Origin of the sequence: Halanaerobium saccharolyticum subsp. saccharolyticum DSM 6643 (genome assembly GCF_000350165.1) — a bacterium.
Lineage (GTDB): Bacteria > Bacillota > Halanaerobiia > Halanaerobiales > Halanaerobiaceae > Halanaerobium > Halanaerobium saccharolyticum.
In genome coordinates this window covers 235,443-247,531 of the sequence record NZ_CAUI01000015.1, presented here as the reverse complement: position 1 = coordinate 247,531, position 12,089 = coordinate 235,443, and the positions used below count along the sequence as shown (strand labels likewise).

The following is a 12,089-nucleotide window of genomic DNA, read 5'->3' as shown; positions in this document are numbered from 1 at the left end:
TTTATGTTTTCTTTTTTTAAAAAATCTGATGGTTATAGTTTAGTTGAGACTATGTCCAGTATAGTAATTTTAACAATTGCAATTTTTCCTGCTTTAGGATATTTTACAAACAGCATAAATTTAGTTCATCAGACTGAAATAAGATCACAGGCTATGGACATGGCAGTAGATACAATGGAATATTTTAAAATGACTTCTCAAAATGAAGCTCTAAGTCTCAGTACACAGGTTAATAAATTTTCAACAAATACTAGTGATATTGAAAATGAAATAATCAATTCATATGATAAATTCACTGATGATTATGATATAGATGTAATATTTGATTCAGGAATTGGAAATAATAAAAAAATTACTGCAACAGTTTACTGGGATAATGACAAAAAAAATTATCAATTAACATCTCTTGTTAGGGATGGTGGTTAAATGAAAACTGAAAAAGGATTTACTTTAATTGAGGTAATGATTACAGTAGCTATTGTTGCTGTGATAGCGGCAGCTGTTTATAATGCATATTTTAGCAGTCTTCAGGCCTGGAATTATAATAAAAGTCGGATGGAAGTTCAGAGAGTTCAGGATTTAACCCATAGATGGATCAGCCAGTATGCAAGAAAAGCAACCGCTGTTAATCCAAATTATAATAATAGCTCTTTAACTAGTGATCAGGATATATTGTATTTAGAGTATAATGATGCTGGTACTACTAAAGCTGTTGCCTTTGGCCGAGGAAGTAATACAGATGATTATTTATATTTTTATGATCTAACTAATAGCAAGCAGAGGAAAATTACAGATTTAAAATTTACTGATCCTAATTTTAGTTTTAGTAATGGTCTTATTCAAATAACTGCAAATATAATCAATCAAGAAACCACTAACAACTATCAATTTAATAGTTATTTTAATACACGCTTGTTAAAATAACAAATCCTTAAGGAAGGTGAGTTATTTTTGATTAAAGCAAGAGATGAAAAAGGATTTACACTAGTACTTTCAATGTTCATTTTAGTAGCAATTTTATTAATGGTTGCCAGTATGACTAGAATGCTGCAGAGTGAATTGGATTTTTACAGTTATAATAGTAATCAAAGAAAAGCTTTTTATGCTGCCGAAGCCGCAATAGCATATGGAACTGAAGTTTTTGATAAGGATAATAAAAGAAGCCGCTTAAACCCTGATCAAGAAGTTAATCCTAAATATAAATTAACATCATTTTCAGAAATTAATTCATATTTAGATGGAGCTAATGTAGAAAAATTAGAATGGGAATTTAAAGATAGTTATAATATTGTTGAATTCAGAGCTACTGCCTCTAATAATGGTGTATCTGAAACAGTGACTGCAGCCTATTCTATTTATAATAGTATTTTTGATAGTACCATTGCTTCTGGAGGCTTGATTGATGTTAATAACAACCAAATTCTGTCTAGTGGTAAAATTATTTCTAGAGATGGCATAAATGGAGAAATCATTGATGAACAGGGTGATACAGTAGATGTTATAACTGATTCAGAATTTGTTATTCCAGAGTTTGATTTTGAAGAATTAAAAAATCAAGCTGACAATAAAGTTTTACTTAATGCCAATGAAACAGTAGAATATGTTAATTTAGTTGATTATATTAATGTCGAAAGTATTGATCAAATAGCAGAACAGTTTACTTATATCCAAGGTAATTTAAATATTGATAAACAGATTAAAAATTTAAATGGTAGTGGTGTTATTGTAGTTGATGGTAAATTATCAATAGGAACTAATATATTAATCAATCAAGAAGCCGGTTATGAAGATGATTATCTGATAATAATTGCTAAAGGTAATATTGATAATGAGGGAGTTTTAGTTGAAGGAGAAGAATCTCTTGAAGGTGATAATTCGATTATCATGCAGGGTTTAATTTATTCCTATAGTGATACACTTTTTGGTAATAAATTTGATATTACTGGCTCACTTATATCTGGCGGTAATTTGACTCTCAATAATTCATCTGCAAATGACGGAAATATTAATTATGATCCTGAATTTCTAGAAGTTCTTAAAAAATGGGGTATTGATTCTCCATTGAATTCAAACCAAAATAAATTTAGTGTTGATGAAATGATTTCATGGAGTGAAAATTAATTATTAAGAAGTGGGGTGGTAATATGTTTTTTATGGCAAAAAATTACACCTGTATTGAGCTTGGTACAAATGCAATCAAAGCTGTTCAGTTTAAAGTTAAGGGAAATGAGTTTACTATAGTTGATTTTGGAATCCAAAAGCTTCCTTTTGAAACTATTATTGATGGTTTAATTGCTGATGATTCTTTAGTTTCTTCTGAACTTCATAATTTGCTTCAATCTTTAGAGAATAGTACAAAAAATATTATTACAACAGTACCAAATGATAATTTATTAATTAGAAATATTGAAATGCCCAATATGAAGCAAAAAGAAATTAGAGAGTCTTTAAAATGGGAAGCAGATGAACAACTTCCTTATCCAGTAGACAATGCTGCTTTAGATTATTTAAAGGTCGAAGAAAATGAAGAAGTAATAAAATACATTGTAGCAGCAGTGAAAAAGAATGTAGTGGATAACTTTTTGCATCCTTTTGAACGCTTAAATCTTAAACCTAAAGTAATTAATGTTCAGCCAATGGCTTTAGTCTCCTTACTTGATTATCAAGGACAGGCTGACAGCAATATTGCTATTATTGATATTGGTGCTTCTGCTACTCAGATAACAATAGCTAATAAGAGAGATATTATGTTATCTAGAACTATTGATACTGGGGGTACAAGTTTTACTAATTCAATTATGGATCTTAAAAACATTGATTTTCAATCTGCTGAAGAAGAGAAAAAAGAACTTAATTTAGGGTTAGAAGCTGAACAAGAAACTGAGGAAGATGCTTTGAGTTCAATGCCTATTGGTATGGAAACAAATGGTGAAGATAATGCCAATTTAAGAAATTTAGCTTCCAGACTTTCTGCTGAGATTACTAGATCTTTGGATTTCTTTAATATGAAACATCGAGATGAGGAAGTAGAAAAAATATTCGTTACTGGTGGTGCTTCTCGTCTTCAAGGTTTGCAAAAGATAATCAGTGAAGAAATAAGCAGAGAATTAATTATAATTGATCCCTTTAAAAACATTAAGACAAAGGTAGACAGTGAAAAAGAAAAAATGATGGAACATTATAAATACGAATTTGCTGTTGCTGTTGGTCTTGGTGTTAGTGAGGTGATGTCTGATGAGAGTTAATCTACTTGTAGAAGAAAAACAGGGAGTTATTTTTGATTATTTAAGAGTTATAATTACTTTAGCTGTTTTATTAACATTTGTGATAATTGGATATTTACAGTTTAGTCTTATTATTGACAGAGATGTATTACAGAGTGAGATTAGAAATATTGAAAATCAATTAGAAATTTATTTACCTCGAGAAGAAGAGTATAAAAGATATGAAGCTATGGTGGAAGAAATTAAAAGTACTCCCGGGATACCAGATTATGTCTGGGATGGTCCAGTTGAAGCAATGGGCTTTTTAACACCCTTGCGGGGAGTAATTGACAATTTTTCACTACAAAACAGATCTTTAAATATCAGGGGTAGAACTAAAATAGCTGAGGAATTAAGAGAATTAACTATCAATTTAAGTGAATCAGAATATTTTACTAATGTTAACCTGCAGACAATGGAAAAACAAGAAGAAGTTCGTTTTACAATAACTGCAGAATTAGTAGAAAAGGAGAGTGAGTAGTATGTTTAGTAATTTGAGCAATCGAGAAAAAATACTGCTTACTTTGGTTATTATCATAGCAGTTGGAGCTGTATATTATTTTTATTTCTATCAGCCTTTAACAGAAGAAATAGCAAATTTAGAACTAGAAAAAAGCCAAAAATCAGCTCGTTTAGAGACAGCAATTGGTTTTGCTAGGAGATTGCCAGAGATAAAAGAAGAATATCAATTATTAATTGCTGATTTAGAAGCTAGAGGGGTTTATTTAGATAAAGATGTTATTGATTTATTAATTGAGTTTAGAGAAGCAGCTAAAGATAATGATGTTGAACTCAGATTATATAGACCAACTCAAATAGCTGATGGAATTTCAATGACTGTTATCATAGATGGTGGATTTAGAGAAGTTACAAATCTTTTTGAGGATTTTGGAGAATGGAATTACTGGTTTGAATTTACATCTTTGGATATCCAGAGAAATTCAGCCGATGGGGTAACTATCAATATGGGTGTTATTTATCATGATCAACTTATTACTTTGGAAGGAGTTGAGACTGATGTTTAAAAATAACAGATATATTTTATTAGCATCTATCTTACTTCTACTTATTTTCTCATTTAATGTAATAGCACAGGAAGATGCGGAAGAAAATGAGGAAAGAATATTTAGAAATCCATTTGTAGAATATGTAGACCCAGCTGAAGCTGCAGCAAACAATGCAGCTCAGGGTAGTATAGCTAATAATGAAACTGGACAGAGAACAGAGCCAGTAATTACTTTTGAAGATATAAAAATGGGTATACCCTTTAGATTAGCTGGAATTATAACAAGTGGTAATGATAGAATAGCAGTGGTTAATTCTGGAGATGGAGTAGAATTTATTAGAGGCAGATATGAGAAAAATAATTATATAATATCAGCAATTAGTCAGGATAGTATAACTGTTAAAAACCGAGGTTTTACTTTTCAGCTGAGGATTGGAGGGGAAATTAATGAGAGATAATAAAAAGATAACTGCATTAATCTTAATTTTAGTTTTTATTTTATCCGCTACAGCAGCAGTAGGAGCACAGGGAAGAATTAATGATATGAATTTTAAAAATGCTGATTTAACAGATGTTTTACGTGCAATTGCTGAGGTGGCAAATGTTAACTTAATTACTGATAGTAATGTTAGTGGAACAATTACAATTCATTTAAAAGATATTAGTTTTAATAAGGCTTTAGATTTAATTACCCAGACCAGGTCATTAACCTATAAGTGGGATGAGAACACGGTTGTTGTTGCTTCCCCTGATAGAATAGAAGAGATATATTCTAATATGGTGACTGAGTTTGTAGAAGTTAAATCTAATGATCTGGACAATATATCAGTAATAGTTAAGGATATTTTCCCTGACACTCAAATTACAGCTGATTCTGTCAGAAGACAGTTTATATTAAAGGGAGAAGAAGAAAGAGTAGTCGAAATTAGAGAAATGATTGAGAGACTAGATACATCAGCCGTTGCTCAGAAAAAAACTGCAGGAGAATATATTACTTCTGGTGATGGAATTTCAACATCTGAAGATGGAGAAATTTATACAGAGAGTTATAAATTATTCAATGCTGAATTAGCAGATTTAAGAAATAAGTTACTTGATATTAATTCGGATCTTTCAATTAGATCTAATCCGTTGACAAATAATTTAATTATAAGTGGTAATAAAGTGGATGTAGAAAATGCAATCTCAATGGCTAAAACATATGATGAAAGTTTGGAGCCGGAGACTCGAAATATACGAGTTGATTATGTCGATACAGAACAAATAAATGAAATAGTTGGTAAGTTTTATCCAAATGTAAAACTACATGTAAATGCTAAACGTAAAGAAATTATTATAAATGGTGCCCGAAATAAATTAGATGGGGTAGAAGAATTAATTAAAGAAATTAATAAACCTCAATATCAGGTAGTTATTGAAACTAGAGTAGAGGAAATATCATCTAACTTTAATAGACAATTTGGGATAGAAAATTTGAGTGATTTTTCAAGTATTGAGTTTATAAAAGACTTGGATGGTGATATTACTGAATTAGATTATGACTGGCCACAATTTTTTAAAGCTTTAGATGAAAGTGAGGATTCTGAAACTTTAGCTAATCCCCGTTTGATGACTTTAAATGGAGAAACTGCTTCTATGGATATTCTTGATGAAGAACCTTATGTAACTGACATTGAAAGAAATGATGATGGCATATTGCAGTATTCATATGATTATGTAGAAGCAGGAGTTATTTTAGAATTCACTCCTTGGATAACAGAAAATGATGAAATTGAACTTCAGATTATTCCTGAAGTAAGTAGCTTCCAGATTTTTGACCCTCAAGAACAAAAACCACCATCTAAAAAATCTAGAAGAGTTGAAACAAGATTAAGACTTAAAGATGGAGAAACAATAGTTATTGGAGGTTTAATCCAGACAACTAATGATGGAGTAATAACCAAGATCCCTTTATTAGGAGATATTCCAATACTAGGTGAATTATTTAAAACAAGAAATAAAAATGAAAATGTTAATGAACTAGTTATCTTTGTAACTCCAAGAATTATAAAATATGATCAAACTGTAGAACAAGAGAATCACTTAATTGATAAAGCTTTGGATAACACAACAAAGGTTGTAGATAGAAATCCAAAGGGAAAAGAGATAGAAGAAATGAATGAAGATCAAGATAGTGATAAAGCACTTCAAGAATATTTAGAAGAAAGAGATAAACGAAGAGAAGAAATTTTGAATTCTCTTAAAGATAATAAATCTCAGGAGCAAAAGGAATTTCAAGAATTAACTCCTGAAGAATTAGAGGCATTAATCAATAACAATTAAATATTGTAGTGGAGTAACTTCTAAAGTTTGAAATATCATTAATAAAAAGTAAATATGGGTCTTTAAGAGAGATTCATGTTTACTTTTTTTATTTATTTTTTCAAAACTACAAAAATTTTAATTATTGTTAAAGCGTTTATTGTAAAAATAAAAAATTAAGTATACAATTAATAAAACAACTAATAAAATATTTTAACGGCAAGATAATTGAAAAATTATTACGCAAAGACTTGAATCTACGGAATTTATCTATGATTGTCAAGTTTGCCTCAGGTTTATGCCACAGTGAATTTGCTGTGGATTATTTTGTTTATGATTAATTTTAAGTCTAAAGTTTATTTAAATTTTTTGGTAATATGATTTTAAGCTTAAAATTAAGTATAAGTTGAATAAAATTATAATTAGATATAAACAAGGAGGCAAATAAATGTTTAAAAAAAATGAAGATGGTGCAGCTTTAGTTTTAGTGCTTTTGCTATTATTAGTGGGAACTGTATTAGTTACAGCATTAGCTACAACTGCAAGGAATCATATAAATATAGCTGTTCACGAAGAGGGTATGTCTAAAGCTTTTTATAATGCTGATTCTGGAGTGGAATTTGTAAGGGCAAATATAGATGATATAGTTTCCGATGGAATTAAAGAAATTGATAGTGAGGACTTAGATTTAGGCTCAAAAGATATTAAATTTGAAATAGATATTAAAGATGATGGAGATGATTATGAAGTTACTTCTAAAGGTATATATGATTTAAATTCCGATAGAGAATATATTCAGAAAATTAAATTTGATATTAGTTTTGGTTTACTTGGTAACTTGAAAAATTTTAATATAAAAAAAGAAGATAATAAAGAGGAAGAAGAACACTATAAAGATGCAGGAGGAAATTTAGAAGATCATATAAGTTTTAATGAATGGCCAAGTGAAACTTTTTTGAGTTTAGCAAAAATGTTTTTAGATCAAAAATTTTTTAATGAGGATGATTTTGATAATAGTGGTTTTAATCATGTTTTTGAGAATAATGATTTTAATTTGAGTGATACTATGGATGAAAATAATACTATTGATTCTCAAAATATTTTAATTAGAAATGGTAATTTAATAATGAAGTCTGGTGGTGGCAATAAAAAAGCCCCAGAAGTTATTAAAAATTCTATTATTGTTGTAGAAGGTGAATTCGATATTAATACAAAATTAGAAATTGATAATTCAGTTATTTTTATTAAAGATAATTTATCACATAATGGAGCTTCAAGATCTGATGATTGGGATAATACTTTAGTTTTTATATACTCTGAAAACTCAAACAAGCATGATTATTATCTTGATTTCAGAGGAACTGGTGGGTTTTATGTAAATTCAGATGATTTACCTAATGATTTTGTTTATTCTCCTGAACCAAAAATTAAAAATTGGAGTCAATTATAGAGATGAGGGATTACATTATGGAACTAATAAAACAAGAAGAAGGTTTTACTTTATTAGAAATTGTAATTTCTTTAGGAATAATATTGATTCTGGTTATCGCTTTTTCTGGAGGTATTATTAATTCATTCAGAGTTGAATCAAGAGTAAATCAACGACTAGAAGGGATTAGAGTTACAGATTCTATTATTGAAAGTTTAAGAGCTAATAAAGATAATTGGAAAAATGAAGAAAATTGGGAAGATATAGATTCTAATCTTATTAATGATATTGAAAATATTATTAACGATGAAAATCAAAACTATTCTATTGGTCTTAATGATGACTCTAACAAGAATATTATTATTGAACGTGATCCAGAAGATGAAATTCCTGCTTCTAATTTGTTTTTATTTAAAATTAAAATAACATGGGATGATAGAACTTATACTACTGAAGTGCTTTTGGCAGGTGATGAATAAATGGATATAAAAAAAGAAAAGGGATTTACATTAGTAGAACTAATGTTAGCCCTTGCAATTGTAGGAATTGTAGTTGCTGTATCAACAGGTTTTTTAGTTGATTTATTTAATATTGTTCGACCTAGCACTAAAAGAATGAATACAAAACAAATTGCAGAAATTAGACTAACTGAAATTTCTAAATATGCCAGAAATGCTTCTAAAATTGATGAAGATGATGATAAAATTATTTTAAATGGGAAAACTATTGTAAAATATGAAAATAAAGAAATTTTAATTAATAACAGTGATGAAACATTAAAAAAACGTATTCCAAATATAAAAGGTTTTAATATTGTTAAATTGGATGAAGTTTATGAAATAATAATTGAAGTTTGCAGGGATGATGAATGCAGCAAATTTGAAACAGTTAATACAAAGATTGTTCCTAGAAATATGACTCCATAAAATAAATTGTAATAATATATTAAATTCTATATATTTCCTTAGTATAATCTGATATAATTAGATTAGAAAGTAAATAATAAAAAACTAAATATTGGTGGGTTCCTGATAGTTATAACTCTTATGTCTTTAAAAGTAAATATAGGTCTTTATTGATTTATATTTACTTTTTTGTTTATTAATCTCATTTCTAGTCAGGAGGGCTGACTTATGTTAAAAAAACCATTTAAATCAATTGGAGAAAACGGATATTTTTTGGTTACAACTTTTGTGGTTTTAGCTGTTCTTTTAGTTTTTGGCTCAGTCATTTTAAGAATAACTTTGGCTGAATATAAACAAGCTGAAAGGGATAAGAACCAGATTAAAGCTTATTATCTAGCTAGAGCGGGAGCAGATTTAACAGCTGAGGCTATGCTAGAAAAAGGTGATCTTACTCTTGGTGAAGTTGATTTTAATATAGTTAAAAATAATGATAAAGTTTCAAATATTAAAGTGGAATCTTCAACGTCTGGTTTCAAAATTAACTCTACATCAGAAGTAAATTCAGTTTCAGAAAAGGTTATTCTTAATATAGATAAAATCAGTATCTTTGATTTGGCTGTATATATGAAAATTGGTGGTAAACTAGAAACATTTGGATCAATTATTGGAGATGTAGGTACTGGAGGTACTAATGAAGATCTCATAATAGAAGAGGCTGATGTTGATGGAAATATTGCTTATGAAGTTGAAAAAACTTTGCCTGATGTTGACGAATTTGGTTTTCCTGATGAACCAATAAATTATAATGATGCTATTGTATTTGATACAAATAAAATTTATACTTCTTCTGACTTGAATTCTGATGGTATTATAGCAGTTAAAAATATTGACATTCAAAATGAAACATTAGAGTTTTCAGTTGAAAATGAAGATATTCATGTTTATGTTGAAAACGAAGTTAAATTAGGTAATGATTCTGAAATAAAGATTAACAGCACTGGTACTGGAAGATTAATTATTCATACTAATTATTTTAAATCAGAAGAAAATGCGATTATTAGTCCGGAACTTGAAAATTCATCTTATGACCCAAGTAAATTTTATATAATGGAAAAAAATAATGCAGAAGCATTATCGAGTGAACTCCCTATAGATAAAGATGAAATAGAATATAAAATAGAAACATCATCCGCATTTTATGGATATATTTATGCTCCAAATTTAGATATTCAATTTGAAACACAGGGATTATCAGAGGGTGCAATAATTTCAAATACATTAAAACTAGAAAATGGAGGTACTGAAATAAAGTATAGCCCAATAGATTCTCCAAATGATAATTTTTCTATTTATGCAAGAGGAAAATGGGAGTAAAATAAGAGGGGTGATTATATTGTTTGAAAAAGGATTTACTTTGATTGAGGTTATTATATCAATACTCATTATTGGGATTATAGCTGCTGCTATTTTTCCTCTGTTTTATCAAGGGGTAAGAACAGTTTTTAGTTTTACGGATAAAACTAATGCAATAAATGAGGCCAGAGCAAGTCTGATTAATGATCTCAGGGGTGCAGGAACATCAACCACACCAATTACTATTAAATTCATAGAAAATGATGTAAACAACACAGAATTAGCTTCAATAGTTCTAAATGAGTATTCAATAACTAAAAATTATTCATTTACAGGTATAGGTGAAGGGACTTTAGAAATTAATTATTATGCTTATCCCATCTCTCCTTAATAAAATTTAGTAATTTAGGATGTGATATAATTGATTTTATTAAAAAAAATAAATGATAAAGATGGATTTTCGCTTGTTGAAATTATAATTATTATTGCCTTAGGGGGAATAATATTAACAGCAGTTTTTAGTAGTTTTAGTTCTGGGATCAGAAATTTCTATTTTACTGAAGAAAAATCTGCTACCCAAAGAGAAATCAGGTTTTTAACAAGTTATATTGCAGAGAATATTAGAAATTCAACCAGGATTGAACTAGTGTCTGATTATAATGAAGCTTTAGACTCAGGAGAAGCAATAATTGGTTTTGATGGGGCAGAATTTAAATATAGAGATAATAGTGGCACTGATAGAACAGTTATTGAGTTTACTAAAACCCAAACAGTCTCATTTGAGCTCAATACTGAAAATAATAGTCCAGATTCTCTTATAATAAATATTGGTGATGTTCCACGAGAAATTATTTTAAATAATTTCTCATCAACATCTGCAAATGATACAGATCAGTATATTAAATTTAAAAAATAATTATTAACTCAAAAGCCTCAGTTTATTTAAAAAGCTGAGGTTTTCTTATAAATTAGAGAAGCTAATTCAGTTCTATTATGTACCTCTGTTTTATTAAAAATATGGCTGAGGTGTTTTTTAACTGTATTAACTGAAATAAATAAATTTTTTGCAATTTCTTCGTTAGTCTTACCTAATAAAATAAGTTTCAAAACATCTTTTTCTCTTTTGCTTAAATTAAAGTTTTCTGCTTTATGTATAATTATATTTTCTTGCTTTTTATTTCTTTGTTTTTTCAATCTATCTATTTCAAACAATTTTTTAAGATGATTACTGCTGTGTTTAGCTAAAAGATTTAAATAGATTAGATCAGCAGGGCCAAAATTTCTATCCTTGCAGGTTCTAAAAAGACTGATAGTCCCTAAAAGTCTTTTTTCGGCGTGGATATCAATTCCACAGGAATAATATAGTCTGTTTTTAGCCAGAAAATCATTAAAATATTCAGTATTAGTCCAACTATTATAATCCATTAATTGAGTGCTAATAATTGGTTCATGCTGATCAAAAGCTAAATTTCTAATGTCATCTATTTGCCAGTAATAATCATTATAGTCTTTTAATACACTATCACTAATATTAAAACAGATAGGATCACATATTAATTCTTTTTCGTTGTCAAAAAGAAAAAAATTAGCAGCATAAAATGGGATAATTTGATTAAGTTCTTTTAAAAAATAATAGGAATACTTATGTAAATCAATAATTCTACCTGTTTTATAAATAATATCTAAAATAATTTCCCATTTGATTTCTAAATTCACGTGTTTACTCCTCCTAAAAATTACACTTTTGGGTAATAACAAAATAATATAAAAAATGTTATTCTTAATATATTATTCAGGATAATCGACAAAAATCCTGCAAAAAAATAAGGGGG

At 28.5% G+C, this 12,089-nt stretch carries 15 protein-coding genes and 1 riboswitch; of the genes, 14 read left to right on the top strand and 1 reads right to left on the bottom strand.

All coding sequences use genetic code 11. The annotated features are described in order from the left end of the window. Positions 1–3 precede the first annotated feature (3 nt). The 14 genes from HSACCH_RS06505 (at position 4) to HSACCH_RS06440 (ending at position 11,173) form a co-directional block, all read left to right on the top strand. Positions 4–426, top strand: a complete 423-nt coding sequence (locus HSACCH_RS06505) for a type IV pilus modification PilV family protein (protein WP_005488732.1) — start codon at positions 4–6, stop codon at positions 424–426. Further along, positions 427–924, top strand: coding sequence for a prepilin-type N-terminal cleavage/methylation domain-containing protein (locus HSACCH_RS06500; RefSeq protein WP_005488731.1), 498 nt, complete (start codon positions 427–429; stop codon positions 922–924). A 27-nt stretch (positions 925–951) separates the two neighbouring features. Further along, complete coding sequence (locus HSACCH_RS06495) at positions 952–2,121, top strand: hypothetical protein (protein WP_005488730.1); 1,170 nt, start codon at positions 952–954, stop codon at positions 2,119–2,121. A 23-nt stretch (positions 2,122–2,144) separates the two neighbouring features. Beyond that, positions 2,145–3,245: a type IV pilus assembly protein PilM gene (gene pilM / locus HSACCH_RS06490; RefSeq protein ID WP_005488729.1), complete on the top strand. Its 1,101-nt coding sequence runs from the start codon at positions 2,145–2,147 to the stop codon at positions 3,243–3,245. Then, complete coding sequence (locus HSACCH_RS06485) at positions 3,235–3,744, top strand: PilN domain-containing protein (protein WP_005488728.1); 510 nt, start codon at positions 3,235–3,237, stop codon at positions 3,742–3,744. Before pilM ends, HSACCH_RS06485 begins: the two co-directional genes overlap by 11 nt. A gap of 1 nt (position 3,745) precedes the next feature. Further along, a complete protein-coding gene (locus tag HSACCH_RS06480) occupies positions 3,746–4,288 on the top strand; it encodes a type IV pilus inner membrane component PilO (RefSeq protein ID WP_005488727.1) in 543 nt (180 codons plus the stop codon). Further along, complete coding sequence (locus tag HSACCH_RS06475) at positions 4,281–4,727, top strand: hypothetical protein (RefSeq protein WP_005488726.1); 447 nt, start codon at positions 4,281–4,283, stop codon at positions 4,725–4,727. The genes HSACCH_RS06480 and HSACCH_RS06475 overlap by 8 nt, the downstream gene beginning before the upstream one ends. Beyond that, entirely contained in the window at positions 4,717–6,591 is a 1,875-nt protein-coding gene (locus HSACCH_RS06470; RefSeq protein WP_005488725.1) for a type II secretion system protein GspD, read from the top strand. Before HSACCH_RS06475 ends, HSACCH_RS06470 begins: the two co-directional genes overlap by 11 nt. Positions 6,592–6,778: 187 nt before the next feature. Continuing rightward, a riboswitch (cyclic di-GMP riboswitch) is annotated at positions 6,779–6,863 on the top strand. A 155-nt stretch (positions 6,864–7,018) separates the two neighbouring features. Beyond that, entirely contained in the window at positions 7,019–8,020 is a 1,002-nt protein-coding gene (locus HSACCH_RS06465; RefSeq protein WP_005488724.1) for a hypothetical protein, read from the top strand. 17 nt (positions 8,021–8,037) lie between these two features. Beyond that, positions 8,038–8,478 carry a type IV pilus modification PilV family protein gene (locus HSACCH_RS06460; RefSeq protein ID WP_005488723.1) on the top strand — a complete coding sequence of 147 codons (441 nt, stop codon included), beginning with the start codon at positions 8,038–8,040 and terminating at the stop codon, positions 8,476–8,478. Beyond that, positions 8,479–8,925: a type II secretion system protein gene (locus HSACCH_RS06455; protein ID WP_005488722.1), complete on the top strand. Its 447-nt coding sequence runs from the start codon at positions 8,479–8,481 to the stop codon at positions 8,923–8,925. It begins immediately after the preceding gene. A gap of 207 nt (positions 8,926–9,132) precedes the next feature. Further along, positions 9,133–10,278, top strand: coding sequence for a DUF7305 domain-containing protein (locus tag HSACCH_RS06450; protein WP_005488719.1), 1,146 nt, complete (start codon positions 9,133–9,135; stop codon positions 10,276–10,278). Between the two features lie 19 nt (positions 10,279–10,297). Further along, on the top strand, positions 10,298–10,648 hold the full coding sequence (locus tag HSACCH_RS06445; protein WP_005488718.1) for a prepilin-type N-terminal cleavage/methylation domain-containing protein: 351 nt from the start codon (positions 10,298–10,300) through the stop codon (positions 10,646–10,648). A 30-nt stretch (positions 10,649–10,678) separates the two neighbouring features. Continuing rightward, entirely contained in the window at positions 10,679–11,173 is a 495-nt protein-coding gene (locus tag HSACCH_RS06440; protein WP_005488717.1) for a prepilin-type N-terminal cleavage/methylation domain-containing protein, read from the top strand. Between the two features lie 26 nt (positions 11,174–11,199). Here HSACCH_RS06440 and HSACCH_RS06435 read toward each other — a convergent pair whose 3' ends face one another. Next, positions 11,200–11,973 carry a helix-turn-helix transcriptional regulator gene (locus HSACCH_RS06435; protein ID WP_005488716.1) on the bottom strand — a complete coding sequence of 258 codons (774 nt, stop codon included), beginning with the start codon at positions 11,971–11,973 and terminating at the stop codon, positions 11,200–11,202. Positions 11,974–12,089 lie beyond the last annotated feature (116 nt).

Excerpts from the sequence above, each read along its gene's own strand:
- HSACCH_RS06470 (WP_005488725.1), top strand. The coding sequence starts at position 4,717 with ATGAGAGATAATAAAAAGATAACTGCATTAATCTTAATTTTAGTTTTT.
- HSACCH_RS06450 (WP_005488719.1), top strand. The coding sequence starts at position 9,133 with ATGTTAAAAAAACCATTTAAATCAATTGGAGAAAACGGATATTTTTTG.
- HSACCH_RS06500 (WP_005488731.1), top strand. The coding sequence starts at position 427 with ATGAAAACTGAAAAAGGATTTACTTTAATTGAGGTAATGATTACAGTA.
- HSACCH_RS06505 (WP_005488732.1), top strand. The coding sequence starts at position 4 with ATGTTTTCTTTTTTTAAAAAATCTGATGGTTATAGTTTAGTTGAGACT.
- HSACCH_RS06460 (WP_005488723.1), top strand. The coding sequence starts at position 8,038 with ATGGAACTAATAAAACAAGAAGAAGGTTTTACTTTATTAGAAATTGTA.
- pilM (WP_005488729.1), top strand. The coding sequence starts at position 2,145 with ATGTTTTTTATGGCAAAAAATTACACCTGTATTGAGCTTGGTACAAAT.
- HSACCH_RS06475 (WP_005488726.1), top strand. The coding sequence starts at position 4,281 with ATGTTTAAAAATAACAGATATATTTTATTAGCATCTATCTTACTTCTA.
- HSACCH_RS06485 (WP_005488728.1), top strand. The coding sequence starts at position 3,235 with ATGAGAGTTAATCTACTTGTAGAAGAAAAACAGGGAGTTATTTTTGAT.
- HSACCH_RS06455 (WP_005488722.1), top strand. The coding sequence starts at position 8,479 with ATGGATATAAAAAAAGAAAAGGGATTTACATTAGTAGAACTAATGTTA.
- HSACCH_RS06465 (WP_005488724.1), top strand. The coding sequence starts at position 7,019 with ATGTTTAAAAAAAATGAAGATGGTGCAGCTTTAGTTTTAGTGCTTTTG.
- HSACCH_RS06480 (WP_005488727.1), top strand. The coding sequence starts at position 3,746 with ATGTTTAGTAATTTGAGCAATCGAGAAAAAATACTGCTTACTTTGGTT.